This is a genomic window from Halorussus caseinilyticus, assembly GCF_029338395.1.
Classification (GTDB): Archaea; Halobacteriota; Halobacteria; order Halobacteriales; family Haladaptataceae; genus Halorussus; species Halorussus caseinilyticus.
Map to the genome: position 1 here is coordinate 2220359 of NZ_CP119809.1, position 26647 is coordinate 2247005.

General features: G+C 64.4%; 23 protein-coding genes. 12 read left to right on the forward strand and 11 right to left on the reverse strand.

Translation table 11 applies throughout. The annotated features are described in order from the left end of the window. Positions 1-26 precede the first annotated feature (26 nt). The 3 genes from P2T60_RS11145 to P2T60_RS11155 form a co-directional block, all read right to left on the reverse strand. Positions 27-986 carry a DUF7096 domain-containing protein gene (locus P2T60_RS11145; RefSeq protein WP_276279324.1) on the reverse strand — a complete coding sequence of 320 codons (960 nt, stop codon included), beginning with the start codon at positions 984-986 and terminating at the stop codon, positions 27-29. A 115-nt stretch (positions 987-1101) separates the two neighbouring features. Further along, positions 1102-1749: a DUF1405 domain-containing protein gene (locus P2T60_RS11150; protein WP_276279325.1), complete on the reverse strand. Its 648-nt coding sequence runs from the start codon at positions 1747-1749 to the stop codon at positions 1102-1104. A 208-nt stretch (positions 1750-1957) separates the two neighbouring features. Next, positions 1958-2599 carry a DUF2306 domain-containing protein gene (locus P2T60_RS11155; RefSeq protein ID WP_276279326.1) on the reverse strand — a complete coding sequence of 214 codons (642 nt, stop codon included), beginning with the start codon at positions 2597-2599 and terminating at the stop codon, positions 1958-1960. A 162-nt stretch (positions 2600-2761) separates the two neighbouring features. Between P2T60_RS11155 and P2T60_RS11160 the strand changes: the two genes are divergently transcribed. Both P2T60_RS11160 and P2T60_RS11165 read left to right on the forward strand, forming a co-directional pair. Beyond that, the gene (locus P2T60_RS11160) at positions 2762-3118 is read left to right on the forward strand and encodes a DUF5802 family protein (protein ID WP_276279327.1); all 357 of its coding nucleotides are present in this window, start codon (positions 2762-2764) and stop codon (positions 3116-3118) included. 61 nt (positions 3119-3179) lie between these two features. After that, complete coding sequence (locus P2T60_RS11165; protein ID WP_276279328.1) at positions 3180-3455, forward strand: hypothetical protein; 276 nt, start codon at positions 3180-3182, stop codon at positions 3453-3455. A 63-nt stretch (positions 3456-3518) separates the two neighbouring features. Here the strand turns inward: P2T60_RS11165 and P2T60_RS11170 are convergent, their stop codons facing one another. Beyond that, entirely contained in the window at positions 3519-4319 is an 801-nt protein-coding gene (locus P2T60_RS11170; RefSeq protein WP_276279329.1) for a transcriptional regulator FilR1 domain-containing protein, read from the reverse strand. 402 nt (positions 4320-4721) lie between these two features. On the opposite strand from P2T60_RS11170, the gene P2T60_RS11175 reads away from it, so the two are divergent. Beyond that, entirely contained in the window at positions 4722-5906 is a 1185-nt protein-coding gene (locus P2T60_RS11175) for a hypothetical protein (protein ID WP_276279330.1), read from the forward strand. Between the two features lie 547 nt (positions 5907-6453). Continuing rightward, entirely contained in the window at positions 6454-7617 is a 1164-nt protein-coding gene (locus tag P2T60_RS11180; RefSeq protein ID WP_276279331.1) for a hypothetical protein, read from the forward strand. A gap of 163 nt (positions 7618-7780) precedes the next feature. Here P2T60_RS11180 and carB read toward each other — a convergent pair whose 3' ends face one another. Continuing rightward, positions 7781-11059, reverse strand: a complete 3279-nt coding sequence (carB, locus tag P2T60_RS11185; RefSeq protein ID WP_276279332.1) for a carbamoyl-phosphate synthase large subunit — start codon at positions 11057-11059, stop codon at positions 7781-7783. Positions 11060-11525: 466 nt separating this feature from the next. On the opposite strand from carB, the gene P2T60_RS11190 reads away from it, so the two are divergent. Then, the gene (locus P2T60_RS11190; protein WP_276279333.1) at positions 11526-12113 is read left to right on the forward strand and encodes an NUDIX hydrolase; all 588 of its coding nucleotides are present in this window, start codon (positions 11526-11528) and stop codon (positions 12111-12113) included. 7 nt (positions 12114-12120) lie between these two features. Here P2T60_RS11190 and P2T60_RS11195 read toward each other — a convergent pair whose 3' ends face one another. Then, on the reverse strand, positions 12121-12774 hold the full coding sequence (locus P2T60_RS11195; RefSeq protein WP_276279334.1) for a MogA/MoaB family molybdenum cofactor biosynthesis protein: 654 nt from the start codon (positions 12772-12774) through the stop codon (positions 12121-12123). 159 nt (positions 12775-12933) lie between these two features. Here P2T60_RS11195 and P2T60_RS11200 point away from each other — a divergent pair, with 159 nt between their 5' ends. Together P2T60_RS11200 and P2T60_RS11205 are read left to right on the forward strand one after the other, a co-directional pair. Continuing rightward, positions 12934-13980 carry a zinc-binding dehydrogenase gene (locus tag P2T60_RS11200; protein ID WP_276279335.1) on the forward strand — a complete coding sequence of 349 codons (1047 nt, stop codon included), beginning with the start codon at positions 12934-12936 and terminating at the stop codon, positions 13978-13980. Continuing rightward, positions 13977-14273: a DUF7977 family protein gene (locus P2T60_RS11205; protein ID WP_276279336.1), complete on the forward strand. Its 297-nt coding sequence runs from the start codon at positions 13977-13979 to the stop codon at positions 14271-14273. The genes P2T60_RS11200 and P2T60_RS11205 overlap by 4 nt, the downstream gene beginning before the upstream one ends. Positions 14274-14791: 518 nt before the next feature. Here the strand turns inward: P2T60_RS11205 and P2T60_RS11210 are convergent. Both P2T60_RS11210 and P2T60_RS11215 read right to left on the reverse strand, forming a co-directional pair. Continuing rightward, positions 14792-15328, reverse strand: a complete 537-nt coding sequence (locus P2T60_RS11210) for a desampylase (protein WP_276279337.1) — start codon at positions 15326-15328, stop codon at positions 14792-14794. A 366-nt stretch (positions 15329-15694) separates the two neighbouring features. Continuing rightward, a complete protein-coding gene (locus P2T60_RS11215; RefSeq protein ID WP_276279338.1) occupies positions 15695-16768 on the reverse strand; it encodes a DUF7972 family membrane protein in 1074 nt (357 codons plus the stop codon). A gap of 71 nt (positions 16769-16839) precedes the next feature. Between P2T60_RS11215 and P2T60_RS11220 the strand changes: the two genes are divergently transcribed. Next, the gene (locus tag P2T60_RS11220; protein WP_276279339.1) at positions 16840-18222 is read left to right on the forward strand and encodes a hypothetical protein; all 1383 of its coding nucleotides are present in this window, start codon (positions 16840-16842) and stop codon (positions 18220-18222) included. Here the strand turns inward: P2T60_RS11220 and P2T60_RS11225 are convergent. Both P2T60_RS11225 and P2T60_RS11230 read right to left on the reverse strand, forming a co-directional pair. Next, positions 18219-19040, reverse strand: a complete 822-nt coding sequence (locus P2T60_RS11225; protein WP_276279340.1) for a PspA/IM30 family protein — start codon at positions 19038-19040, stop codon at positions 18219-18221. The genes P2T60_RS11220 and P2T60_RS11225 overlap by 4 nt on opposite strands. A gap of 362 nt (positions 19041-19402) precedes the next feature. Then, entirely contained in the window at positions 19403-19753 is a 351-nt protein-coding gene (locus P2T60_RS11230) for a DUF7113 family protein (protein ID WP_276279341.1), read from the reverse strand. An 87-nt stretch (positions 19754-19840) separates the two neighbouring features. On the opposite strand from P2T60_RS11230, the gene P2T60_RS11235 reads away from it, so the two are divergent. From P2T60_RS11235 to P2T60_RS11245, 3 genes are all read left to right on the forward strand, one after another. Further along, positions 19841-21724 (forward strand): ATP-binding protein, encoded by a 1884-nt coding sequence (locus tag P2T60_RS11235; RefSeq protein WP_276279342.1) that lies wholly within the window; start codon positions 19841-19843, stop codon positions 21722-21724. A 60-nt stretch (positions 21725-21784) separates the two neighbouring features. Next, positions 21785-23563 carry a sensor histidine kinase gene (locus P2T60_RS11240; protein WP_276279343.1) on the forward strand — a complete coding sequence of 593 codons (1779 nt, stop codon included), beginning with the start codon at positions 21785-21787 and terminating at the stop codon, positions 23561-23563. A 151-nt stretch (positions 23564-23714) separates the two neighbouring features. Then, positions 23715-24143 carry a universal stress protein gene (locus P2T60_RS11245; RefSeq protein ID WP_276279344.1) on the forward strand — a complete coding sequence of 143 codons (429 nt, stop codon included), beginning with the start codon at positions 23715-23717 and terminating at the stop codon, positions 24141-24143. Between the two features lie 136 nt (positions 24144-24279). Here the strand turns inward: P2T60_RS11245 and P2T60_RS11250 are convergent, their stop codons facing one another. Continuing rightward, a complete protein-coding gene (locus P2T60_RS11250; protein ID WP_420028680.1) occupies positions 24280-25674 on the reverse strand; it encodes a KaiC domain-containing protein in 1395 nt (464 codons plus the stop codon). Positions 25675-25827: 153 nt separating this feature from the next. On the opposite strand from P2T60_RS11250, the gene P2T60_RS11255 reads away from it, so the two are divergent. After that, positions 25828-26646, forward strand: coding sequence for an NAD(+)/NADH kinase (locus P2T60_RS11255; RefSeq protein WP_276279346.1), 819 nt, complete (start codon positions 25828-25830; stop codon positions 26644-26646). Position 26647 lies beyond the last annotated feature (1 nt).

Below are 26647 nucleotides of genomic sequence, written 5' to 3' on the forward strand. Positions count from 1 at the left end.
GCGCCCAAAAGCGTGTCTTTCGGTGTTCACCCGAGCGCACCGGGTGCGCCGAGTGCGGCCCCGACCTGTCCGAGGAGTCCGACGGAGGTGGTGGCCGAGAGGACCGTCGTTCCGTTGGTGGTCACGGGCGGGGTCGGCGTGGTGGCGTTCGGGAGACCGACTGCGGTTCCGTTGGTCGTCTCGTCGCCGACCATCGGGAAGTTGCCCGCGTCGGCGGGCGGTCCACCGGGTCGGCCCGCGTTCGAGGTGCCGTTACCTACGCCCTCCGGCGGGCCGGTAGTCGCGTTGTTCGCGCCTACTGCGCCGTTTCCGTTGCCGACGCCGTTATCCACGTCGCTCGGCGGACCGCGCTCTCCGTTTCCGACGCCGTTGGCGTTCCCGACGCCGGTGACGTTGCGCGCGACCGACGCGATTTCGGGGCCGGTCAGGTTGTTCGTCTCGGTCTGAAGTCGTCCGAGCGCCGCGGTGTCGGCGTTCACCTTCTCCGCGCGGTCGGCGGTCCTGTCGATAGCCGATTCGAGAGCGTTGATTTGTCCGATGAGGCGGCTGACTTTCGCTTTGTAGGCGGTCTCACTGACGTTGCCCGCCTCACGCTCGGCGACGAGTTCGGCCTTGCGCTCCCTGAGGTCGTCCAGTTGGGTTCGGAGTTCGTCGGTGCGACGTTCGACCAGTTGGACCCGCATCGACTCGTTTTCGGTCGCGTTGAACGATGCGGTCCACATGCCGGTTTCGACCGCACCGCCGACCTCGACGGCGCTCGACTGCATGAACGACGAGATGTCCGCGCCCAGCGACGTGTTGTCGGTGCTGTTGTTCGCGGCAGTCTCCTGCCGGGCGTCTGCGTGGCCAGCACCGAGTTCGGTCGGGTCGGCCACGTCGGGGGAGGCATCGACGCCAGCGTGTGTCGTCGCGCCCGCCGGAACAGCGGCGGTCAGCGCACCGCCGACGACGAACAGCGCCAACAGAACGGCTCGGTAGAGGCTCATCGGTTGGTCCTATATCCCCGTGACTTAAAAAGGCCGACATTCGTTCGTTCTGTTCACGCCCGAGGTTCGAGGGGAGAGAGGCACGCTTAGAGTTTAAAATCCGAGCAAACCCCGTCTACTCCGGACCGGCAGTGTTCGGGAGTCGGTCGAACGCGCTGGCCGCGCCCGCCACCGCCAGCACGGAGAGCGCGACGGTCGCCGCGGGCAACAGCAGGTCGGGTTCGTACCGGAGCGGCGGGTGGTAGCCCAGCAGGTAGTCGATGGCGTCGTTGGCGAGGAGGGCGACCAGCGTCGTCGCCAGCGCACCGCGGGTGGTCGCGCCGAAGTACGGGAGCAGGTACGCCTCGACCACGAACCCGAGGTGGGTCACGACGATGAACCAGTACGACCAGAAGGCGTCGGGGTTCCACGGTGGGCCGAAGTACGCCGAGAAGCCCAGATTCAGCGAGACGAACGTCCAGACGCCGTACTTGACCAGCCACGCGAACGCGAGCGTGTGGAGGTACGCGAGCGCCCGGTTGCGCGGCGCGGCGTCGAGCGGACGCCCGAGGTTCGGCAGGAGCGTGGCCAGCGAGAGCGTCACCAGAAACAGCGCGGCGGGCGAATCGGCGTAGAACGCCCAGAGGTAGACCGGAACCTCGGGGAGCGTCCCGACGTAGAACTGGACGCCGACGAGTATCGCCAGCACGTTCACCGCCAGCAACCACGCGAGGTTCGGGCCGTCTTCGAGATACCGGCGCGCGTACCGCTCCAACGTCGTCATGCAGTGGACGGGGAGCGCCAGCGACAAAGGTCTTCCCGGAACGCGCCGAGCGACTCTCGGAACGCGTCGGGCGACTCCCGGCGGTTGTCGGGAGTCGCCCGACGCGTGACGGCGCTTCGGCGAAGCGTGACGAAGACAGAGATACGTTTCCCTCACGAATCTATAGCTTGTTTAGGAAAACAGGAAAGAATTTCAGACAAAGAAATACTCACGTCACCCGGTACTTCTTTGCCCAGTAACTCGTGAGGGGAACGCCGACGACGGTCGGCCAGAGCCACGCGACGAACCCCAGTTCCGGCGTGAGGTTGACGGCCGAGACTGCGCTGACCGTGGCGATGAACGCGGCTATCATCCGCTGGAGGTGCGTCTCCGTCCACTTCTCGGCGTCGTCGCCGTTTCGGAACGTCCGGATGTCGGTGACGCCGGAGGCGAGACCGATTCCACCGAACGCGACCAACACGACTCCGAACGAGTCCCCGCCGACGAGTTGAAAGACGCCCCAGCCGCCGAGACCGAGACACGCGAGGACGACGCTCACGGCCCCGGCCCAATCGAGGGGTCGTGCGTCGTCCCGTGGTCGTTTCCGCGAGAGAACGCGATAGCCCGAGAACGCGAGATAGCCGCTGAACACCCCGACGAGCGTAAGGAAGACTCGGAAGGGCGTCGGGTCGAACGCCAGCAACACGAACACCGTCCCGACAGTGACGCCCATCGACCCGACGAACACCGTGCCGGTCTGTCGGTGGCGCAGACCTCCTTTGGCGGTCAGTAGCGCACCGAGACCGGCCGAGAGTGCGACCACTCCGGCGGCGACGTGTACGCGAAGAATCAGCGTTTCGAGTGGTCCCATAGCCGATACTCGGATAGGGGCGATATAAGTTTTGACGTGTATCCGACTCGGACGTTCGACCGCCGCGTGAGATACGAAACGATTTAATCAGTGTATTTGCCCTACTATATAAACCTTTGCGAAACGTTTATGTTCTGGCAGTGGTATACGTCAACACGTCCCATGTTCGAGGAGTTTTCGAGCGGCTACTACCTCGGGCGGCTATACGTCGAGCCGTCCGACGGGGAACACGCGGTCATGCGCCGCGACGAACACAGGCGCATCAACGAACAGTTGTACACCTCCGGTGAGGGCATCGAACGACTCGACACTCCGCTCGTGATGAAGGTAGACCAACACCACGTCGCAGTCCACGGGGACGAGAGCATTCCCGAGGGGACGCTGGTGCTTCCCGAGAACCTCCTCGACGACACCCGCATCCGGAACCCCCCGAAACTCAAAGAGGTGTTGCTGGCGAAAGCCGACCGCGCGAACCAACTGCTTCGGTATCAGGAGGCGACTCCCGGCGTCGGCACTTGATTCGCCCCCAATTCTTTCACGTACGGAAATAGTTTAAACTACGTAGCGTCTAGCAGTCTCTATGGCCAAATCCGTTTTCGAGTCGAACAACTCGCTGACGTACACCGAAGTCCACGCCGCCGTCCTCGGAGCGGTCATCGGTACTCTCGCTGGCTACGCCCACGGAATCGGTCGGACCGAGGTGTCAATCGGCGTCGTCAGCACCTTCGTCGCGGTGGCACTCGGTCTGAAGTACAGCGGCAAGATTCCCGCCGCACAGCGGACGATTCGCCGCGAACCGTGGTACGCGCTCGCGGCCCTGCTGGTCGGCGGGGCGGTCGGGTTGGTCGTCCTCTGACGCTCGCGTCGAGTGCGGTGACGAACGTCCCGTAGAACTCGGTCGGAGTCGCCCGAAGCGAAGTTATCGAAACGTCTCGATTCGGGTCGCATCTTTGCGGAACTCCTCGTACAGCTCGAACCCCCACTCGACCGCCTCGTCGCCTCGGAGTTGGACGAACATCGATATTTGCCTGTTGTCGGTCAGCGTTGCGATACCGACCGAGGGCGACAGGCTTTCGGTGATGTACAGTCGAACCGGAATCTCACGTTCGGTCTCGTACACGGTGGCGTTTCCGAGGATGGCGTCCAGCGTATCGGGAACGTGGCGTCTCATCAACTCCACGTCCTTGCGCTCCAGAACGACATCGGCGGACATTTCGTTCGACCGGAACTTCGGAGCGAGCGCTTCCAACTTCTCGGTGGACATAATCGCCGGAGTGCCGACGACGTGTTCAGCGTCTTTCACCCAATCGACCACCCTCTCGAACGGTGCGTACGGGTGGTCGCTTTCGTCCACGATGTCAGCGTCCGCGAGGGTCGAAAGCGGAGGGTGGTGGTGGTTCGGGAGGGCTTCGAGGAACGTCTGCATGTCGTAGAGTTGCGTCGTAACGCGGGTTACGCAGTGGTAAAACTCGAAGAGTTGCTCACCCAGCGCCGTGAGTTCGTACCCCTCGTCGGTCCGTCGAACGATGTCGTACTCGATGAGTTCCGTCGCCCAGTTGTACACCGTCGATTTCGAGACTCCGAGTTCGCTGGCGAGATGGGGTTTGTACTTCGCTTCGTCGCGGAGCATTCTGATGAGTTCTTCCGTTTTCGCCATCGTTCGCATCAAATCGTCAGGCGCTGGCACGTCGTTTCCGAACGCACCGTCTTTCCCGGACATATCGTCTGTTCCGTTAGTTTGAAACCAGAAATTTATTTCCCATAAGATTCTTCTAGTTTCTATCCAAAGATTTAAACTATATCAGAAAAGATTTTGTTTATCAAGGTTAAATATAATTATTAATACACTATGGGGATGTGCGGTGGGACCCTGCGACTTTGGCATGGGGGAGAGACCAGTGTGGGGTCGAAGTCGAAGGACGGTTCACCGACCAGTGCGACGGTAGCTACCACTGGTTGAAGAGGTAGTGGACGCATAGGGTCGTTCCTTTAGACCGGAATCAGAAAGCGGTTCCTCGTAAGATATTCTGGCCGAGTTAGCTAAACTTGTGACCAAGCAATTTAGTTTGTATTAGATATAGTAGTTAAATATACGTATTAAGCGTCCAAGTTTATTTTTGTAATGGTAAACGAAGATTCAACGTCTGATACTGAAGAAAGAGCGACTGACCGACGGTCGCTTCTCAAGGCCGGTGCAGTCGGTCTCGCAACTCTAGCGACGAGTGGTACTGCTTTCGCCGCGAACAACAGGTCGGACAAGGCCTCCGACGTTCACGCCGTCAAGGGGACCGTGAACAATCCGGTCTCGGAAAAGCGGCGCAAACAGCTTCGGCGACGAGCTGCCGACGAGTACGAACGCAACACCGGCGAAACTATGGACGGGATTCCGGCGGCCCGACCCGCAGCGGCCCACGGACCGGGGGACTCGTCCGAAGACGGCGCCTCGTCTGAAGACAGTAAAGTCGTCGCGTTTGCGTACGGAATCGACGCCGACGGTGCTGCCCACTCGTACACTGGGCTGGCGGACAAATCCGACGTGGCCGAGGGGAACGGTCGCGCAGAGGGGCTAATCCACAATCGCTTCGAGGACCGGGTGCAGGAAATCTCCACCGCGCTCGAAGCCTCCGACGACGACCTGTCCACGCAGGCCTACGGCGGGACAATCGAAAATCTGGACAACATGGAGAATTTCCACGACGCCAAGTTAGAGTACCCGCTCGACCCCTACGGTTACATTAGTTCCACGTACTACTGGGTTCGGGACACCGAGTACGACGACGAGAAAACCCTGCACGGATTCCACTCGCCGATGACCATCGAACCGGGATACATAACCTGGGACTCCCACTGGCACAACAATGCCGCGTGGAACAGACACTACTGGGACAGAAACGACATGTCGTGGCAAGATGTCGGCAACGGCTACTGGAAACCAGCGGGTCCGAGCGAGGGCGGAACCTCGACCACGACGGTCAGCGTCAGCGTGAGCGCCGGTTGGATGACTGCCGAAGTCTCTGCGGGCATGAGTTGGAGCTTCAGCGAACCCGCCACGGAACGAACCGACCTGTCCTCGGAGTACAACGACTACTGCGCGTGGGAGTGGGATGTCAACGACAAATGTGGTGGCTCGGTTCGGCACAGTACGCTCTCCATGCAACCGTCGAGTACGTGTGAGATGACAGACTACGACTGTAGCATGGGTGAACGCGACATCGCTGATGTCGAAGTCGAAGGCGACTTCACCGACGGTAATTGTAGCGATACGCACTGGCTGAAGAGTTCAACCACGTTCTTTATCCAGTGCTAACACCACGAGAATCCGCGGTTCTGCGCTCGGACCGGCGCGAGTAACAGCGCCCCTCGAGACCTCCGTTACCGAGGTTTCGACGGGCCTCGCGTCGGGCAACCGTTACGCGACTCGAAACACCATTTGTCGACTCGTTTTCGGGCTGAGACGACCGAAAAGCGGCGCGTCGATGCCCGTATAGACTCCCGCTACCGGGAAAAATCAGCCTCGAGGGGACCCGCGTTGCAGGTCCCACTCCCGCACTTCTTTCACCCGGTCGCCGACCGACTCCACGTCGAGGGGTTGGTCGCGGAGCAACTCGATGAGTTCTTCTGTTTTCGCTATCGCTCGTATCGAGCGCCAGCCGTCGGCACACTATCTCGAACGAACTGTCCTCCTTAGCCAGACCGTCTATTACGATAGGCTACTATCACACTCAAATTCCATAAAATATAATTAAAATTTAATGCTTTCTGTGTCCCCCACAATATAATTTATCTAATTTAGATACATTAAATATGTATTCTGCAAGAAGGTAACTATTCCCGTAATGGTAAAACGTAGTCCAGTGTCAGATGCCGACGAGAGAGAAATTGACCGACGCTCGATACTCAAGGCTGGTGCGGCCGGTATCGCAACGCTAGCGAGCGGGAGTACCCTTGTGGCGGCCAACCGGTCGGACAAAGCCTCCGACGTTCACGTCGCCAAGGGCACGATAAACAATCCCGTCTCGGACCAACGACGCAAACAGCTTCGCAAACGAGCCGTCAAGGAGTACGAGCGCAACACCGGCGAAACCTTGGACGGGATTCCGGCGGTCCGAGCCAAAGCGGCCCACGGACCGGGGGACTCGCCTGAAGACGGTGCCTCGTTCGAATCCGAAGTCGTCGCGTACGCGTACGGAATCGACGCCAACGGCACTGCTCGCGGGTACATCGGCATGGCGGGCGAAGCCCCAGGCTTCGAGTCGAACGGTCGTGCAGAGGAGGGAATCCACAACCGCTTCGAGGACCGAGTGCAAGAGGTCTCCGACAAGCTCGAAGCCTCCGACGACGACCTGAGCACCCAGACTGCTGGAAACCTCGACTCGCTCGAGAACATGGAGGCTGCTCACGATTTCCCACTAGAGCACCAGGTTTACCCCCACGGCAGGATTAGTTCCACGTGCTACTGGCTTCAGGACACCGTCAACAGCGACGAAGCTACCCTGCACGGGTTCCACACCCCGATGACCATCGAACCGGGAACTCAGGTCAAAGACTGGGACAGCAATTGGCAGAACAAAAGCGTGCGGAAAAAACACCTCTGGGACAAGTCCGAGATGAACTTTGTCGACGTCCGCAACGGCTACTGGCGACCAGCGGGTCCGAGCGATGGCGGAAGCTCGACCGAGAGTTATAGCGTCTCCGCGAGCTTTAGTTTGACGGATCTTGGCGTCTCAACAAGCATGAGTTGGGGCTACACTAACCCCGCCATGGAACGATCCGACAATTCCTCGGAGTGGGACAACTACTGCGACTGGTCCTGGAACATCAACGACCGATGCGGTGATTCGGTTCGGACGAGCACCCTCACCATGGAACCGTCGAGCAAGTGTGAGCAGACCGACTACGACTGTGGCATGGGAGAACGCGATATCTGCTCCCTCGAACTCAAAGCGACGTTCACCGACGGTAGTTGCGGCGACGGCTACTGGCTGAAGTCGTGGGACACGGCCTACAAGCACTGCTAACACCACGAGAATCCGCGGCTCTGCGGTCGATTCGACGCGAATAACAGCGCCCTCGGGACCTCCGTTACCGAGGCTCCGACAGGCTTCACGTCGGCCATTCGTTACGCGACTCGAACGCCGTCTGTCACCCTATTTTTGGGCTGTTTTCGGCCTCGGAAACTCGTTACCGACCCCACTCGCGGACCTGCTTCACCCGGTCACCGACCGGTTCCACGTCGAGCGGTTCGTCGCGGGCCGCCAGCGCCTCCAACGCGGCGGCGGCGCTCGCTTCGGTCGAGAAGTAGGTAATCTCCTCTTCGACCGCAGTCTCCAACAGGTCGCGGTGCCGCGAGACGATGAGGTCGATGTCGCCGTCCAAGACCGCCTGCTTCGCGCGGTCGGCCCACTCGTCGGCGTCGTCCTCGTACTCCTCGGGCGTCACCACGTCGAAGTAGTCGGCGAACTGCTCGGTGCTGAAGTACTCGCCGAAGTCGTCGGTGAGGTCCACCAGCGCGGTGCCCTCGTCGGGAATGGGCTTGCCGGTGGAGTCTTGGGCCTTGTCGTAGGCCTTGCCGAAGGTGTCTGCGGTGCCCATGACCTCGCCGGTCGATTTCATCTCGGGACCGAGGCGGGGGTCGCTCCCCGGCAGGCGGTCGAACGGCAGGACGACTTCCTTGACGCTGACCTGTTCGGGCACCTGTTCGTCTACGTCCAACTCGGTCAGCGACTCGCCCGCCATCACCTTCGCGGCGAGTTTGGCGATGGGGACGCCCGTCGCCTTCGAGACGAACGGGACGGTCCGCGACGAACGCGGGTTGGCTTCGAGGACGAACACCTCGCCGTCCTGCACGGCGAGTTGGACGTTCAGCAGACCCACGGTGTCCAGCGCCACCGCGATGTCTTCGACCACTTCGCGGACCCGACCGAGGGTGTCGTCGTCCAGCGCGCGCGTCGGAATCATACAGGCCGAGTCACCGGAGTGGACCCCGGCGGTCTCGACGTGTTCCATGATTCCCCCGATGAGTACGTCCTCGCCGTCCGCCACGGCGTCAACGTCGAGTTCCACCGCGTCCGCGAGGAAATCGTCCACGAGAATCGGCTTGTCGGGGCTGACTCTGACGGCTTCCTCGATGTACTCGACGAGTTCGTCGTCGTCGTACACCACGTCCATCGCGCGCCCGCCGAGAACGTAGGAGGGCCGAACGAGGACCGGGTAGCCGATGTCGTGAGCGAGTTCGAGCGCCTCCTCCTCGCTGGTCGCAGAGCCGCCTTCCGGTTGGCTGATTCCCAAGTCCGCCATCAGGCGGTTGAACCGGTCGCGGTCCTCCGCGAGGTCCATCGCCTCGACTGCGGTGCCCAGAATCTCGCAGTCGAGTCCCCGGCGCTCGATTTCGGCTTCGAGTGGGTCGCCGATGTCCACGGAGGTCTGACCGCCGAACTGAACCATCACGCCGTCGGCGTTAGTGGTCTCGATTACGTCCGCGACTTCCTCGGCGGTGATGGGTTCGAAGAAGAGACCGTCGGAGGTGTCGTAGTCGGTCGAGACCGTCTCGGGGTTGTTGTTGACGACGTGGGCGTCGATACCTTGCTCGCGCAGTGCGCGGACCGCGTGGACCGAGCAGTAGTCGAACTCGACGCCCTGCCCGATGCGGATGGGACCGCCGCCGACCACCACGACGCTCTCCACGTCCCTATCGACCTGTACCTCGTCGCGGCCGAGTCCCGCACCGGGTTTCCGCGAGGAGTAGTAGTAGGGCGTCGAGGCCTCGAACTCGCCCGCGCAGGTGTCCACCTGCTTGAAGTCACGGTCGGGCGCGCTGGCCTCCACGTCCTTGACGGTGACGCCCGCGCCGTCGGCGGACGTTTCCTTTCCGTCGCCCGCGTCCTCCGCCGGGAGCCACGACGAGTGGGTGTCGTCGAACTCGCCGCCCGCGATGGCCGTAATCTCGTGGTCGGTGAAGCCGCGTTCGGCGGCGTCCTCGAACTCGCCCTCTTGGGCCGCGACTGCGGCCTCGGCGACGTTCTGGAAGCGCTCGACGTACCACTCTTCGATGCCGGTGAGGTCCACGACTTCCTCGACGGTGTAGCCGCGCTCGAACGCCTCGAACATGGCGTAGGGGCGGTCGGGCGTCGGCGTTTCGAGGTAGTCGGCGTCGAGGGTCTCGTCGTCCACGTCTGCCCAGTCCACGTCGGGGTCGTACTCCGACGACCGGAGGGCCTTCAGCAGGGACTCCTCGAAGGTGCGCCCGATTGCCATCGCCTCGCCCGTCGATTTCATCGCGGTGCCCAACTCGAAGTCCACGTCGCCGAACTTGTCCTTGGGCCAGCGCGGAACCTTCGTGACCACGTAGTCGATTGCCGGTTCGAAGGCCGCGGTGGTCTGGCCCGTAATCTCGTTCTCGATTTCGTGGAGGCGCTTGCCGAGTGCGACCTTCGCGGTCACGCGGGCGATGGGGTAGCCGGTCGCTTTCGAGGCGAGCGCCGAGGAACGCGAGACGCGGGGGTTGACCTCCACGACGCGGTACTCGCCGCCGGGGGTGCCGTCGTCGCGCCACGCGAACTGGATGTTACACCCGCCCTGAATTCCGAGGTCTCGAATCACTTCGAGTGCGGCGTCGCGCATCTCCTGATGGCCGTCGTCGGGGATGACCTGCGAGGGCGTCACGACGGTGGATTCGCCGGTGTGGATGCCCATCGGGTCGATGTTCTCCATGTTGCAGATGATGATACACGAGTCGCCCGCGTCGCGCATCACCTCGTACTCCAGTTCGACCCACCCGGAGATGGACTCGGTGATGAGGACTTCGCTGTTGCGCGAGAGGCGAAGACCCTTCCGGACGCGAACGAGCAGTTCGTCCATCTCCGAGACGACCCCGGACCCCGACCCGCCGAGGGTGTAGGTCGTCCGGGCGATGACGGGGAGGCCGCCGACTTCCTCGACGGCGGCCTCCACGCGTTCGCTCAGGTCGTCTTCGGTCAGTTCCGAGACTTCCTCGTCCTCGTCCAGCGAGATGGTGGTCGAGCGAGCGACGGGTTGGCCCAACTCCTCCATGCGCTGGCGGAACAGGTCGCGGTCTTCGGTCGCGTAGATGGTGTCCAGCGGCGTCCCCATGATGTCCACGTCGTACTCCTCTAAGACCCCCTCCTCGGAGAGTTCCGCGGTGACGTTCAGACCCGTCTGGCCCCCGAGTCCGGCGATAACGCCGTCGGGGTTCTCCTTCCGGACGATTTCGGCGATGGCTTCGGTGGTGATGGGTTCGATGTACACCTCGTCGGCCATCTCGGGGTCGGTCATGATGGTCGCGGGGTTGGAGTTGACCAACACGACTCGCGCGCCCTCCTCCTGAAGCGCGCGGCAGGCCTGCGCGCCGGAGTAGTCGAACTCCGCGGCCTGTCCGATTTGGATTGGCCCGCTACCGATGAGCAGAATCGTGCGTCCCTCGCCTACGGTTTCCTCGGTCATCTGTTGGTAGTTGGAAGTTCGCTCATCGTAATAAATCCGACGATGAGTTACGAGTCTCGGAACTTGGTTTCGAAATTCGTATTCGGTCGCTCGCAAGCGCGCTGGCGCGCTCCGACGCGCGCCAGCGCACGTACGCCCGACGAATTACGAAGTGCGCTCGATGGGTCGGTCCACGGGGTGCGCTCGGTGGGTCGGCCGACAGGCACACCCGGCGGTTCGGCCGACGGGGACGCGCTCGGGGTTACAACGCTCCGCTTCGGAGGCAGAACTTCCCGGATTCGTGCAGACCTTCGGTCAATAAATAAACTACCGCGCGCTCGCGGAACCGAGAGCGCGCGGGCGCTCTCGGGGCGTTCGGCGTCCCGATTCCGGTGGTCCGCGCCGGGAGAGAAGGGACAACTGAGTGTTTGTATCCCCCGGCGAACTATCGAAGACGATTTTACGTATCCCCGACAACCAGAAGCCAATGAGCGCCGACGACACGGCGGCAGACGCCGACACACCCACGCCGGAGGACCGCCACGAGAACGCACGCCAGCACGTCGTCGCGGTGGACGCCGACGACGAGAAACAGGAGACCGTCAACCGACTCGACGCACACACCGGCGACGGCATCCGTCACCGAGCGTTCACCTCGCTGGTGTTCGACGGCGACGGCAACATCCTGCTGGCCCAGCGCGCGCCCGACAAGCGCCTGTGGGGAACGTGGTGGGACGGCACCGTCGCCTCCCATCCGGTGGAAGGACAGAGCCAAGAGGAAGCGACCCGCCAGCGCCTCGAAGAAGAGTTGGGCATCACGCCCGACCAGTACGACGACCTGCGCGTGACCGACCGCTTCGAGTACAAGCGCTACTTCGAGAACGCGGGCGTCGAACACGAGGTCTGTGCCGTGCTGAAACTGACCTTGGACGACCTGTCGCTCGACCCCGACGAGGAGGAGGTCGCGGGTCTGATGTGGGTCCCCTACGAGCGACTCCACGAACACCCCGAGTGGTACCGCCAGTTGCGCCTCTGCCCGTGGTTCGAGATTGCGATGCGGCGGGACTTCGAGTAGGCCGACCCTATTCTTCGCGCGAGGCGAGACCGGCGAGGTGGCCCGCCTCCTCCACGATTATCTGCTCGACGCCGAGTCTCGCGGCGTTCTCGCTCCCCGGCAGACAGAAGACGACCACGCCGTCCACGACGCCCGCGGTGGCGCGCGTGCCGACGACTCGCGTGCCGATTTCGTCGTGAGAGAGCAGTCGGAACAGTTCGCCGAATCCGGGGAGTTCCTTGTCGAAGAGGGGTTCGACCGCCTCGATGGTCACGTCGTCGGGCGTCACGCCGGTTCCGCCGGTCGTGACCACCACGTCAACGTCGCCGCGGCCGACTAGGGCGTCGATAGACCCCTGCACGCCGTCGTAACTGTCGTCGATGAGGTCGCGGCTAACCACCTTGTGCCCGGCGTCTTCGAGTCCGGCGACGATGGCGTCCCCTGCGGGGTCCTCGGAGAGACTCCGCGAGGAGGAGACGGTGACGACCGCCGCGCCGAGCGAATCCACGTCGTGGGCGTGGTGGCCGTGGTCGGCGTGCTGGTGGTCGTCGCTCCCGTCGTGACCTGTGGAGTCGTCGTGGCCCCCGCCGTCGTCGCTGTCGGACGGTGGCGAGTCTCGGTCGTCCTCGTCGTCCTCGTCGTCACGTCCGCGCCGCGTGTCGCGCGATTGGAAATCGACCATACGCGAGTATTCGGTAGACAGGGCCTTAAATCAACGCCGCGGAGAGCCGCTTCCGTAAGCGTCGTTGTCCCGTAGAAAAGCTGACTGCTCTCGGGCCTTCCGCCGCAAGAGTGGCCGCGTTGGGATATAGTTTTACCCCGCGAAACCGACGGTGAAGGTATGAAAGCCGTCCAGTTCAGCGAACACGGGGACCGAAGCGTCATCGACTACGACGAGTTTCCGGACCCGTCGCCGGACCGCGACGAAGTACTGGTAGACGTGAAGGCGGGCGCACTCAACCACCTCGACGTGTGGACTCGGAAGGGACTGCCGGGAGTGAACCTCGACATGCCTCACATCCCCGGAAGCGACGGGGCGGGCGTCGTCCTCGAAGTCGGCGAGGACGTGACCCGGTTCGAACCCGGCGACCGGGTGGCGGTATCGGCGGGCGTCTACTGCGGCAAGTGCGAGTACTGTCGCCACGGCGAGTACTCGATGTGCGTCAACTACCACATCATCGGCGAACACGTCAGGGGCGTCCACAGCGAACGCGCCGCGGTTCCGGAGGACAATCTGGTCGAAGTGCCGTCGAGCGTCGAGTTCGAAACCGCCGCGGCCGCACCGCTGGTCTTCCAGACCGCGTGGCGGATGCTCCTCAACCGGGGCGGTCTCGACTCCGGTGAGTCGGTGCTGGTCCTCGGGGCCTCGGGCGGCGTCGGCCACGCCGCGGTCCAAATCGCCGACCACGCTGGCGCGGAGGTGTACGCCACCGCCTCGACCGACGAGAAACTGGAGTACGCCGAGGAGGTGGGTGCCGACCACGTTATCAACTACGCCGACGACGACTTCGCCGCCGAGATACGCGAGATGACCGGCAAGCGCGGCGTCGATATGGTGGTAGACCACATCGGCGAGGCCACTTACCCCGACTCGCTCAAGAGTCTCGCCAAGGGCGGCCGGGTCGTCACCTGCGGGGCGACCACCGGGCCGAACCCCGGCGCGGGCCTGAACCGCATCTTCTGGAATCAACTGTCGGTCGTCGGGTCCACGATGGGGAACCCCGGCGAGGTGGACGACGTTCTCGAACTCGTCTGGGACGGCACCTTCGAACCTCGAATCCGGGACGTACTGCCGATGAGCGAGGCGGCCCGCGCCCACGAGATGCTCGAAGAGCGCGAGGGCTTCGGGAAAGTCGTGGTCGTCCCCGACAGCGAGTACGACGGATGACCGAAGACACCTACACCCACCGGCCCGGACAGGTCGAAGACGGCCGCGAGAGCGACGGCGACGACGAGACGGTCGCCAACCCCGGCGCACCCATCGAACGCGGACGCGAGGAGTGGGACTGGCGCGGATGGGTGCTGGTCGGCGTCATCGTCACCTGCTTTCTGGTCGTCCCGGCGACGATTCTGTTCCTCCCGCCGGTCCGCCCGTTCAAGTTCGCCTACCTCGTCCTGCCGATGATTCCGGCGATTCTGCTGGGCGCGACCGCGGTGTGGTCGGCACAGCGGAGCGAGTGAGCGGTCGGATTCAGGAATTTTTGAACGTGTCTAAACACCGTATAGCTGGCTAAGAGAATTGAAAATGATTCTATAACGTGCCTCTACCTGTCTTCCCGCGGTCGCTCTCTGTCTCTCTTCGTGCAGTCGGCGCGCGCGGGTGCGCCCTCCGTGGCGCGCCATCGTCGCGCGAGGTCATCGAGAGCGGGGCGACCGATGGCTCGGCAGACGCGGTTTGTCTGCCGGTGTCTTCGGGAGCGGGGCGACCGAAGTCCTCGAAAATCGAAGATTTTCGGGATGGAGCGAATCAGTGATTCCCAACAGCTCGTCGGAACTCGCTTCCGACGGTGGATGAGCATCGAGCGACCGAAAGGGAGCGAGACGCGAAATCGGTTGGGGAGGGTGTGGCCCGCGGTGGCGGTGCCGTGCGGTCCTCACTGGTTCGAGCCTGAAGCTATCCCTCTGTCTCTTCCGTCTCGGGTCGAACCTCACGCTAACCTTTCCCGTCGTCGTTCTGACCCTCCTGTCTCTCTCGACTCTCACGTCGCATCCTCGTCTACGAACTGCACCGTCTCCGCGACGAACTCCTCGCCGGTCCAGCGCCACGACCCGACCGAAACTTCCTCACCGCCGAGCGAGACGATGACGTACGACCGGCCGGGCCACGTCGCCTGCGCCGCGTCGGTGGCGCTCGGTCCCGGCGGACCCGCCGGGTGGGAGTGGTAGAACCCGACCACCTCCCGACCCGACTCCTCGATTCGCTCCAGCAGGGCCAACTGCTCGCGCGGGTCGATTTCGTAGCGCGTCCGCGGCGTCTCGGCGGCGTTCTCGGCGGGATGGTGGGCTTCGACGCGGTGGTCGGAGTCGTCGGTGTCGTCGCGGTGGTCGGAGTCGTCGGTGTCGTCGCGGTGGTCGGAGTCGTCGTGGTGGTCGGTCTCGGGGCCGCGTTCGCCGCGACTCCCCGCGAGGATGCCACAGATTTCCTCGGGCGCGCCCTCGCGGGCGTGCGCGAGGATTTCCTCGCGGACGGACTCGGGCACGACGAGGGTCGGCGCGTCGGTGTCGTCGGTCGCCACGGTCCCGAGTTGGTCGTCGGGCGACAAAAGTGCTGGTCGTCGGTTCGGGGTTTGGGATGAGGTGAAGCCGAGAAGACGCTAGCTTCAGGCTTGAACCAATCAGGACCGCACCGCCCCGCACCGCGACCGGGGGCCTCACGCCTCCCCAACCGACTGCGCGTCTCGGTCGTCACTCCCTCCGGTCGTTCCTCCCTGCGATGCTCGTCCCCTCGCGCGACGATGGCGCGCCACGGAGGGCGCGCCAGCGCGCGCCGACTGTCGGAGACGAAACCAGTGCGCGCCAACTGTCGGAGGCTTCACCGAGCGCCGAAGCCGGAGGCTTCACCGAACACCTGTTTCAGACACGTACAGCCCCGAAAACGCCGCTCACTCGATGTCGAGGTCGTCGCTCCGGTCAACGTTCCGGAGGACGAACGCCCCGATTGAGAGCGTCCGCTTGGCGACCGTCGCAATCCGGAGCATGAACGACAGCAGGAGCATGAACGGGACCGTCGAAATCGTGACCGCGAGGGCGGTCACCAGCACGTCGTTGCTCACGCCGAACGTCGCGCCCGGAAGCGCCCTCGCGTCGTAGTAGACAATCATCGAAGAGGCGACGACCAGCGCCGGGACCGCCGAGTAGAGCATCGCCCGCGAGAGGTCCACCAACTCCCACTGGAAGTACAGCGTTTTGAAGTGTTCGCGCGCCGGACCGAAGAACTTCAGCACCTCTTCGAGGTCGTCGAACGAGTCTTGGGCGTCGTCGGTCAGCGCGTCCCGGTGGCGGTTGCGGATGCGCCGCGCGAGGAAAATTTTCCACGAGTAGTTGAAGTCGAGTACCGCCGACAGCATGTCGTAGCTCCCGAACTCGGCGTCGTCCAGTCGGTCGCTGACCGCGTTGGCGTTGTCCCGGAGTCCGCTCACGTAGTCGTCGATTTGGTCTTTCAACTCCTCGTCGCGGTCCTGCTCTACGTCGTCTTGGAGCGCGTTGGCCCGCGAGCAGGTCTCGTCGATTAGTTCCCGGAGGAACGACGAGGGTTCGGGCGGACTCACCGGCGCGTCGAGTACGTCCTCCACGTCCTCGCGGAACTGCATCGCGTCCTCCATCCGACTCCGCTGGTCGCCGACCGGACCGAGTTCCTGAGAGAGGACCAACTGGTTCAGCGTCACGACCAGCGTCACCCCGGTCACGATGGCCGTGACGTACGCCTGAAACAGCGTCTCGTTGGGGTCGGAGGCCGCCACCGACTGCTGGAGCGGCGAGGGGTCGAGGACGCCGAGCGCGACCATAGCGACGAACACGCCCGCGAGCAGTGCCGCCGCGACGACCCATCGGTTGGCCTCCAGTAGCAACCAGAGCTTCACCCGACTCTCGCCCGCTCGCTCGCGCATCGTGTCGTTGGGCTGTGACCCGTCGTCGGAATCGCTCGACTCCCGGCCGTCCCCCGCGCTCTCCGACATATGCGTCGGCGTACACCGCGCCGACGGAAATACCCGCGGGCCTTTTGGCGCTCCGGCTCGTGCGCCAATACATGTCACGGGGGACGAAACGGGGGACGCGGGTCGCCCTCGCGCTGGCGGTCCTGCTCGCGCTCGCGAGCGCGACCCCGGCGGTGGGAACCGCGACGATTGACGACCGCCCGGCGACCCAGACGACTACCGAACAACAGACCACCGAGCAACAGACCACCGAGGCGGACGGCGACCAGTCCGACGACGAGTCGAGCGACCAGTCGGTCGCAATCGAGACCGAGGGGTTCGACCCGGACTACGACCCGGCCACGGTGCTGAACCGAGTCGAGAAACTCCGGGGACGCTCGGCGTTGCAGGGCATCACGCTCCACGAGTACGACGACGAGGCGGGCGAACCCTACGACGTGCGCGACGAGTTCGCGGCCATCCGACCCGCGGGTGCCGAGACGCTCCAGTTGTACTCGAACGCCTCGACCGAGCGCCGCCAACCGCTGGGCTACACCGTCGAGCGACAGGCCGCGGTCCACATCTACCTGCTGAACGACTCGGACCTCGAAGACTACGGCGTCTCCCAAGAGGTGGTGTTGGCCCACGAGTTCGTCCACGCGCTTCAGTTCCAGCACGAACTGCTGACGCCCTCGCGCACCCAGTTCCGGTCGCAGTTCCCGCGCTGGACGACCGACTCCCGACTCGTGACCACCGCGATGGTCGAAGGTGACGCCATGTGGGTCACCGAGCAGTACGTCAGGCGCTACGGCGACGGAGACTACTCGGTCACGGAGTACAACCGGACGCTGGCGCGGGCGGCGTGGCCCCACAGCGTCGCCGGGACGCCCTACTACTACGGCTACGAGTTCTACGAGGCGGCCGGGAGTTCGCCCGCCGAGCGGTCCGCCGCAATCGAGGGACCGCCCAACTCGACGGCCGAACTGCTCCACCCGACCGAACCGAGGGCGAACGTCCCGGTCCCCGACGCCCCAGAGATTCCGGACTCCGAGAAACTGACGCGCTATCACACCGACACCGTGGGCGAGTTGGTCATCCGCCACTCGCTCCGGATGAACGGCCTGTCGTTCCAGCGTGCGGCCGACGCCGCCGACGGGTGGGCCGCCGACCGGATGTACTACTACGCCGCCGCGGGCGCGGCGGGACCGGCGACTCACTGGGTGACGGCGTGGGAAGACGAGCGCGAGGCCCGCGAGTTCGCCGCCGCGTGGCGGTCGATGCTGGACGCTCGCGGCGCGCGCTCGGCCGGTGACACCGTGTTCGTCCCGGCGAGCGACCACGCGTCCGGCATCCACTACGTCGTCTCCCGCGAGGGCGCGACGGTCCGAATCACGGCGGCGGAGATGGCCGACACCGCCGAGCGACTCGCCGCGGTGACGGATTCCGCGGCGTCGTCCGAGGACGACGCCGCGGAACCGAACGAGAGCGACCCTTAGCTCTCGTCGTCGTCTTTGAGTTCCTCTAACTCGGCTTCGATGTCCTCGTCCGCGGTCTCGGTCTCGACTTCGGTTTCGAGGTCCGCGGGTTCGGCCTCGGTTTCGTCGGAGTCGGCCGACCCCTTGCCCATCTCGGCTTTCAGGGTTTCGAGTTCGGCGTCCACTTCACCGGAGGTCCGGACCTCTTCGAGTTCGCGGTCGAGGCTGTCCTTGTCCGAGAGCGCGTCCTCGAAGACGCCCGTGTCCTGCAACTCGTCCATCGCTTCGGCGCGGGCCTCCATGTCCTCGGTGCGCTCCTCGGCGCGTTCGATTGCCCGGCCAACGTCCTCCATCTCGTCGCCAGCGCCGGTCATGGCCTCCGAGACCCGGCTCTGGGCTTCGGCGGCCTCGTAGCGGGCTTTCATGCTCTCCTTTTTGGTCCGGAACTCCTCGATGCGGTTCTGGAGTTCGTCTTTCTTCTCGACGAGGTTGTCTTGGGTGTTCTGGAGGCTGGCGATTTGGCCTTCGAGGTCCTCGATTTGGTTCATCTTCTGCTTTTTCTTCTCCAGCGCGCGCCGCGCGAGGTCCTCTCGGTCCTGATTGACGGCTTCGCGGGCCTGCTCGTTGTGCTTCTCGACGTTCTCTTCGAGTTTGCGCTTCTGCATTTCGAGGCGCTTTTTCTGGGTGGTCAGGTCCGCGATACCCTGTTTGACCTCCTGCAACTCGTCGCGCATCTGCTCGTAGGAGTAATCGAGCGTCTCCGAGGGGTCCTCGGCCCGATTGAGGGCGGCGTTTATCTTCGACCGAACGACGTACGACAGGCGTGAAAGTACTCCCATACCCCCTCTTTCGTGACCTGACCCTTAAAATCCTCACCTCCCCTACAGTCGTCAGACGCTCGTCGGAGGATAGTTTACCTCGGCGCAGGCGTGTCCGCCCCCGGACGCGCTCGGCCGACCAACCACCGGGAGGGATAAAGGGGCCGCGCGCTCGCGGGTCGCAGACCCGTGGTCGTCTCAGCGACCCCTCTCGGAGGTGAGCGAAGCGAACCGGAGAGATGTCGCTGAGCGACCGCGAGCGGGCGGGGGCTTTCGAGGCATTCGTCGTCGTGGCCTCCGCGGTCACGTAGCGGTCGGCTTCGACAGAAACCGTACCGACAAATCGACCTCACAGACAGAACAGCGGACGAACGGAACCGACGTTACTGCGGTTCGGCAGTCTCGGCTTCCTGTTTCTCGACCGTAATCGCAACGTCCTCGGGGTCGATGCCGATGCGGGCGAACTGCGTCCGAATGTGTTCGCGGGCGGCACCGGTCGCCTGCTCGCGGGTGTCGAACCCGCGGGGCATCGGCGACTCGAAGGCGACGTTGACCTCCTCGCCGTCCACCTTCTGGACGGTGCCGCCGCTCTCAACCTGATAGAACTCGTCGCAGACCCACACGTAGGGGGCGTCCTCGTCGGGTGCGCCCTTGAACCGCGGCGCTCGCTCCCCTCGCTCGTACAGCGTGCCGGTGAGCGTAGTGCCCCCTGCTTCGCCACGGATGAGTAGCATAGACGGGCGTAGGGCGCGGGGAGGTAAAAGGGGTGCGACCGAACAGAGGGAAACCGGTTTGTCCCATGCGCGCATTGCCGGGGAACGATGACTGAACGCGACCCCGGCGATTTCACCCGGCCCAGTGCTGACGACGACTCGGAGACCATCGAGTCGTCGGCCTCCGGGACCGACGATTTCGACGCCGACGACTCGGGCCTCGACACCTCCTCTGACCCCGGTGACTTCGAGACATCTTCGAGTTCCGGCACACGGGAGAAGAATTTCGACTCGATGGGGACCGACCCCCGCGGAACCGACCGGGGCATCGGCACCCTCTCGGCGGCCGAGGGACTCCGAATCGGCGAGCAAGAGGACGAGACCCACCTGCAAGCGTACGTCACCGCGGACAACCGCGAGGACGTGCGGGTCGGCAAGTACCTGCTGGTGGGCTACCCAGACGGCGAGAAACTCTTCTGTCGAATCTGCGCGCTGGAGTACCGCCAAGAGTACCGGGTGGACGACGCGACCGAAATCCACTCCAAGCGCGCGATGCGCCGCGAGGACATCGACGAGGCGGACTACAAACTCATGGCCGACCTCAAGCCAGTGGCGGTCCTCTACGAGGACGGCGGGGAGTTGAAACGTCGGATGACCGACCGGGTGCCCAAACCCAAGTCGGTCGTCCGCGAGGCCAGCGACAAGGCCGAAATCAAGACCGGTCTCAAGATGCCCGCCGAGGGCGTGTTCCTCGGCCACCTCTCGGTCGGCGGGGAGAAGGTTCGGACCGCCGCCGAACCGCCGACCATCGACTACCGACTGAAGGACGACTACGATGACGGCGACCCCCTCGTCTTCCGGCACACCCTCGTCGCCGGGGGCACGGGGTCCGGCAAGACCCACGGCGCGAAGAACATGCTCCGGCAGTTCCTCTCGGCGGAACGACGCTACGAGATGGACGACGGCGCGTCCCGGCGGGCCGCCGTCGTCCAGTTCGACCCGCAGGACGAGTACGCCCAGATGCACGACGACAACCCCGACGTGACCGCCGAAGACGAGCGCCGGTGGGAGTCGGAGGGCGTCGCCCACGGCGGCCACGACGAGACGAAGGCGTTCGTGCCGAAAGTGAAGGAGAGTAGTTACGCCGCCGACCACCACCGGGCCGAGCAGGTCGAGTTCACGATTCCGTTCTCGATGGTGAAGCGCCGCCCGTGGCTGGTCGCGGGCGCGAGTCTCAACGACAACCAGTACAACGCGCTCCGTCACCTGCTCGACCGCTTCTTCGAGCAGTACGGCGACGCTGGCACCTACGAGCAGTTCGTGAACTACATCGACGACCCCGCGCTCCGCGAGGAGTTGGACGAGAACGGCCGGGTCCACGAGGCGACCTACGACGCCGTGAAGCGCCGGGCAATCAGTTCGGCGTTCTACAGCGTCTTCGACCGAGACGCCCGGCCAATCACCGACCAAATCGAGTCGTTCGTCAGGTCCGGCCAGTTGAGCGTCGTGCCGACCTACCACCTCAACGACTCGCGGGCGACGGAAGTCGTCGTGCTGGCGCTGGCGAGTCTGCTGGTGGACGAGAAACTCTCGAACGACCCCGAACACACCCGAATCAAGGAGACGCCGCTGGTCGTCGGGATGGACGAGGCCCACAACTTCCTGACCGACGCCGAGAGCGTGCAGGCCCGGAAGGTCATCACCAAGTTCACCGAGGCCGCCAAGCAGGGCCGCAAGGAGCGTCTGGGCCTGTTCCTCATCACCCAAGACCCACAGGACATCGCCGAACCCGTCTTCAAGCAGGTCAACACCACCGTCGTCCTGAATCTGGGCGACGAGGACGCCATCAAGAGCGTCAACATCCCCTCGGAGTTGGAGGGGAAGGTCCCTTACATGGAGAAGGGTCAGATGGTCGTCTACTCGCCCGACAACTCCGAACCCGTCGAAATTATCGGTCTCTCGAAGTGCGTGACCAAGCACGGTCGGGAGTGACCGACGGGTCGAATCGTTCGACCTACCTTTTTATCTGTTGAGACGTTTACTCCGGACGAAATGAACCTCGACCCGACGTGGTTGGCGCTCGGTCCGCTGACGGCGTTCGCCATGTCGCTGTACTTTATCCGGCACCTCTGGCCCTACCGGGACGAACCCGGCGGATGGCTGTTCATCGCTACCATCGTCTGCGAGGCCGTCTGGACCGGCGCGTACGGTCTGGCGCTGATGGTCCACGACCCCGCGGTCCGGTGGCTGTTCGAGATTCCGATTTGGCTCGGCAAGAGCTTCATCACCGTGTTCTTCCTCGCGTTCGTCCTCGAATACACCGGGCGCGGACGACTCGTGCGCTCGAAGTGGATGGGACTGGTCGCGGCGATACAGGCCGTGTCGGTCCTGCTGGTGGCGACCAACCCGCTTCATCGAATCGCGTGGAGCAACTACCGCGTCGAACCCGTGTGGGGCGCGGCGACGGTCGCCTACACACACCAACCGTGGCTGTTCGCCACCACCCTGATGTTCTACTTCCTCGCCGGGATTGCGATGGTCGTTCTCGTGGACGCGTTCGTGAGTTACGGCGAACTCTACCGGGGCCAGACCATCGCGGTCGCGCTCTCGCTGGTCGCGCCGTTCGCGGCGAGCGTGGCGTGGTTGTTCGAGGTCGGACCCACGAAGTCGCTCAACCTCACCACGACCGCGCTGGCGATTCACCTCGCGTTCGACTTCTACGCGTTCTTCCACCGGAACATGTTCGAACAGACCCCGGCGGCGCGTCGAATCGGCGAACGCGCCGCCATCCACGACCTCGGGACCCCGGTGGTCATCGTGGACAGCAAGCGCCGGGTCATCGACGCCAACGAGGAGGCCGAACGCGTGTTCGACCTCGACGCGACCGACGACGCGGGCGACACCCTCGACGACCTCGTGGACGCGACAATCGACGTGTCGGCGAGCGAGCAGGCCGTGACGGTCCGGACCGACGGCGAACGACGTGAGTACAGCGTCGCCAGTTCCGCGGTGTCGGATTCGAGGGGGACACACGTCGGCCACACGCTGGTCTTTCAGGACGTGACCGCCGACAGGCGGCGCAAACAGCGCCTCGAAGTTCTGAACCGCGTCCTGCGCCACAACCTCCGCAACGACATGACCAAGATAACCGGATACACCGAGTTGATTCGGGACGGTGCGGACGACCCCGCAATCGAGCGCCACGCCGAGACGGTACTCGAAAACGGCCGGGGGTTGGTCGCCCTCGGCGAGAAAGCCCGCGAGTTCGAGCGCGCGATGGACGACGAGACCGACCGCCAGCGCGTCGAAGTCGCCTCGCTCGCCGAGGACGTGGCCGCCGACCTCCGGTCGGCGTACCCCGACGGCCGGGTCGAAGTCCGCGTGCCGGAGAATCTCGAACTCCACACCGACCCCGCGGTCCTCCGACTCCTACTGGCGAACCTCGCGGAGAACGGTCTCGAACACGGCACCGACGCGCCGCGGGTCGAAATCCGCCTCGCCGAACTCGACGACGACTCGCGGTCGGCGGTCCTCGAAGTCCGCGACGACGGGCCGGGCATCCCCGACCACGAAGTCGAAGTCGTCACCGGCGGCGAGGAGGGGGACCTCCAACACGGGAGCGGTCTCGGTCTCTGGGTCGTCAAGTGGAGCGCGAGCGCCCTCGGCGGCGACGTGTCGTTCGACCGCGACGACGGCACCACCGTCTCGGTTCGGTTGCCGGGGGTGGTCTCGCGTCCGTCGCCGACGACGCCGATTGAATCGGCGTCGTCGGCCCCGCGTGACCCGGAACGGTCGGGAGATGAGACACCAAAACGTACGGTAGACGATTGAAAATATTTGCTAGGAAATTCGTCACGATTGTTTTACACGCTTAGAGATGTCTCCGAACGTCGGAGACGAGCGCGCGGTCGGAGTTCGACGGAGTTCTCACGGAACGGGAATTGCCTGAAAGGTTAAACGACTACCCGACGTAGGTTCGAGTATGACCAAGCAGATTCTCGTGCCCATCGACGGGTCGCCCCAATCGGACGACGCGCTGACCCACGCGCTCGAAGAGTTCGCGGACGCCGACATCACCGTTCTCCACGTCATCGACCCCATCGACGCCGGGTACAGCGCGCCGGTCGGCGTCCCCGGCGGGTCCGAAGAGTGGTACGAGAACGCCGAACGCGAGAGCGAGACGCTGTTCGAGGACGCCCAGAACGTCGCCGACGACTACGGCGTCACCCTCGACAGCGCGACCGAACTCGGCCGACCCTCCCGGACCATCGTGGGGTACGCCGACGACGAGGGCTTCGACCACATCGTGATGGGTAGCCACGGACGCTCGGGCGTCTCGCGCATCCTGCTCGGGAGCGTGGCCGAGACGGTGGTCCGGCGCGCGACGATTCCGGTGACTGTGGTGCGGTGAACCGGCGATTCGACCGCGAGCGAACGACCGGAGGGAGTGAGCGAGCGGCCTTTTGGTGCAGATTTTTTCGAGGAGTGGTGACCGCAACGAGCGACCGAAGGGAGCGAGTGAGGACACCCGACGAAGAAAAAAGGTGCTAGAAGATGTTCGCCTGCCGGTAGACGCTGATGCCCTCGTTCGTGATGGAGTAGGGCTTTATCTCGCGGGAGTGGTTCGCGTCCCGAATCTTCTGGATTTCGACCGCGAGTCGGGTCTCCCGGAAGTCGTCGGTACTCCGGATGTACCGCAGGATGAACACGGCGTCCACGAGGTACTCGATGATGCCGTGCCGGGAGGCGTAGGCGTTGTCCTCGCTGGCCTCGCTGGTGAGCATGGTCGTCACCCCGGCCTCTTTCAGACTCTTGGTGAAGTCGTAGACCTCGTTGCGGCGGGTCGATTGGTCGTCGTACATCATCTCCAACAGCGACACCGAGTCCAGCACGAGGCGGGTCGCGCCGAACTGCTCGACCAGTCGCGGCAGGTCGTTGCGGATGGAGGTGAGGCTGTTGGCCATCTCGATGGGGTCCAAGTCGATGACCGCGAGTTGGCCCTTTTCCTCGTACTCGTCGAAGTCCCAGCCTTTCTCGGTCGCGGTGTTGACGATGCGGTCGTGGCTCTCTTCGAGGGTGATGAACACCGCGTTCTCGCCCTGTTCGAGGGCCTCGTGGAGGAACTGGAGACCGAACGTCGTCTTGCCGGTCCCGGCCGACCCGATGGTCGTGACGAGCGACCGGCGGGGGACCCCGCCCTGAATCATGTCGTCGAGACCCTCGATTCCGAGGTCGATGCGCGGAATCGACGACTCGAACTCCTCGTCGTCGAACTCCTCGCTCTCGAACGATTCGCCGCCGAACCCGCCGAAGCCCTCGTCGCCACCCATGCCGAACTCGCCGCCGCCCGCGTCGAAGCCACCGCCCGAGTCGCCGCCCGGTCCGTCGCCGGACGCTGGTCCCGCCCCGCCGCCCGGTGCGCTCTCGAAGGCGCTGGCGAAGTCCTCATCGAAGAGGTCCTCGTCGTCCTCGTCGGCGTCGTAGGGGTCGGCGTCGGCGAAGCCACCGGTCTGTGAGGCATCCGCCGACGAGTCGTCGCCCGACGACTCGTCGGCCGGGTCGCTCGTCGGCGAGTCGCCCGCGGGCGACTCGCCGGACTCGCTCGGAGGGGCGGCGTCGGTTCCATCCATGCCGAACTCCCCGGAGTCGTTCGCCGTGTCGAAGCCATCGGGTCCCTCGGCGGAATCGAAGCCTCCGCTCTCGCCTTCGGAATCGACGCCCTCGGCGTCGGCTTCAGCGGTGAACTCCGGTGCGTCCGCGAAACCCTCGGAGTCGGCCGGTTCGGTCCCGGCGAGTTCGAGGTCGGCCACCTCCGGGTCCTGCCGCGCTTGTTCGGTCTCCGGGTCGGTCGCGGACGACGAGTCCGCGGACTCGTCGTCCGCGCCATCGCTCTCTCTCTCGTCCTCCCGGAGCGCGCGCTCGAACCAGTCGTCGTCGGTCACGGAAGCCACCCCCTCGGTCGAGCGCGATGCATGTCGGGCACCTCGGACCGGCCACATTTCAATGTTTCTTGCGTCGGCGAGCGGTCCCGCGTCGGTCGGAGTGATAGTTCGGCGGTCGGCGGACTTTTCACGGGCGGGCGAGAAGCACCACCGATGAGAGTCGGCATCGTTGCCCAGAAGGGGAACGCCCGCGCCGCGTTTCTGGCCGAACAGATACGCGAAACGTTACCCGACGAGGTGACGGTTCGACTGGACGCCGCGACCGCCGAGCGGTTGGACGGCGGGGGCTACCCCGTCGAGGAGATGGACGCCTGCGACCTCGTGGTCTCCATCGGCGGCGACGGCACCTTCCTCTTCGCGGCCCGCGGCGCGGAGGCGACGCCGATTTTGGGCGTCAACCTCGGCGAGGTCGGCTTCCTCAACGGCGTCGCACCCGACGATGCGGTCGAGACGGTCGAAGCGGTCGTCGCGGGCTATCGGGAGACCGATACGATTCCCTCGCGGGAGGTGCCCAGACTCCGGGCCGACGGCGGCGACTGGTCGGTCCACCCGGCGCTGAACGAAATCGTCGTCCAAGGGCCACAGCGAGGCCACGGCAAGGGACTCGACTACGAGGTCCGCGTGGGCGGCCGGGTCTTCACCTCGGGACGCGGCGACGGCGTGTTGGTCTCGACCCCCACCGGAAGCACGGCGTACAACTTGAGTGAGGGCGGTCCTCTCGTCCATCCCGAGACCGACGCGCTCGTCGTCACGGAGATGTGTGCCGCCGAGTCGATGCCGCCGCTGGCGATTCCGGGCGACAGCGAAGTCGAGATTCGGGCGACGGGCGCTGAGTTCGGCTACGTCAGCGCCGACAGCACCCGAGAGCGATTCGAGATGCCCGAGACGGTCCGGGTGCGCCCGGCCGAGGAACCCACTCGCATCGCCGAACCCTCTAGCGACTTCTTCCGGGCGCTCGGAAAGCTGGACTGAT

Coding starts and splice junctions, on each gene's coding strand:
- P2T60_RS11145 (WP_276279324.1), bottom strand. CDS start 986: ATGAGCCTCTACCGAGCCGTTCTGTTGGCGCTGTTCGTCGTCGGCGGT.
- P2T60_RS11150 (WP_276279325.1), bottom strand. CDS start 1,749: ATGACGACGTTGGAGCGGTACGCGCGCCGGTATCTCGAAGACGGCCCG.
- P2T60_RS11155 (WP_276279326.1), bottom strand. CDS start 2,599: ATGGGACCACTCGAAACGCTGATTCTTCGCGTACACGTCGCCGCCGGA.
- P2T60_RS11160 (WP_276279327.1), top strand. CDS start 2,762: ATGTTCGAGGAGTTTTCGAGCGGCTACTACCTCGGGCGGCTATACGTC.
- P2T60_RS11165 (WP_276279328.1), top strand. CDS start 3,180: ATGGCCAAATCCGTTTTCGAGTCGAACAACTCGCTGACGTACACCGAA.
- P2T60_RS11170 (WP_276279329.1), bottom strand. CDS start 4,319: ATGTCCGGGAAAGACGGTGCGTTCGGAAACGACGTGCCAGCGCCTGAC.
- P2T60_RS11175 (WP_276279330.1), top strand. CDS start 4,722: ATGGTAAACGAAGATTCAACGTCTGATACTGAAGAAAGAGCGACTGAC.
- carB (WP_276279332.1), bottom strand. CDS start 11,059: ATGACCGAGGAAACCGTAGGCGAGGGACGCACGATTCTGCTCATCGGT.
- P2T60_RS11190 (WP_276279333.1), top strand. CDS start 11,526: ATGAGCGCCGACGACACGGCGGCAGACGCCGACACACCCACGCCGGAG.
- P2T60_RS11195 (WP_276279334.1), bottom strand. CDS start 12,774: ATGGTCGATTTCCAATCGCGCGACACGCGGCGCGGACGTGACGACGAG.
- P2T60_RS11200 (WP_276279335.1), top strand. CDS start 12,934: ATGAAAGCCGTCCAGTTCAGCGAACACGGGGACCGAAGCGTCATCGAC.
- P2T60_RS11205 (WP_276279336.1), top strand. CDS start 13,977: ATGACCGAAGACACCTACACCCACCGGCCCGGACAGGTCGAAGACGGC.
- P2T60_RS11215 (WP_276279338.1), bottom strand. CDS start 16,768: ATGTCGGAGAGCGCGGGGGACGGCCGGGAGTCGAGCGATTCCGACGAC.
- P2T60_RS11220 (WP_276279339.1), top strand. CDS start 16,840: ATGTCACGGGGGACGAAACGGGGGACGCGGGTCGCCCTCGCGCTGGCG.
- P2T60_RS11225 (WP_276279340.1), bottom strand. CDS start 19,040: ATGGGAGTACTTTCACGCCTGTCGTACGTCGTTCGGTCGAAGATAAAC.
- P2T60_RS11230 (WP_276279341.1), bottom strand. CDS start 19,753: ATGCTACTCATCCGTGGCGAAGCAGGGGGCACTACGCTCACCGGCACG.
- P2T60_RS11235 (WP_276279342.1), top strand. CDS start 19,841: ATGACTGAACGCGACCCCGGCGATTTCACCCGGCCCAGTGCTGACGAC.
- P2T60_RS11240 (WP_276279343.1), top strand. CDS start 21,785: ATGAACCTCGACCCGACGTGGTTGGCGCTCGGTCCGCTGACGGCGTTC.
- P2T60_RS11245 (WP_276279344.1), top strand. CDS start 23,715: ATGACCAAGCAGATTCTCGTGCCCATCGACGGGTCGCCCCAATCGGAC.
- P2T60_RS11255 (WP_276279346.1), top strand. CDS start 25,828: ATGAGAGTCGGCATCGTTGCCCAGAAGGGGAACGCCCGCGCCGCGTTT.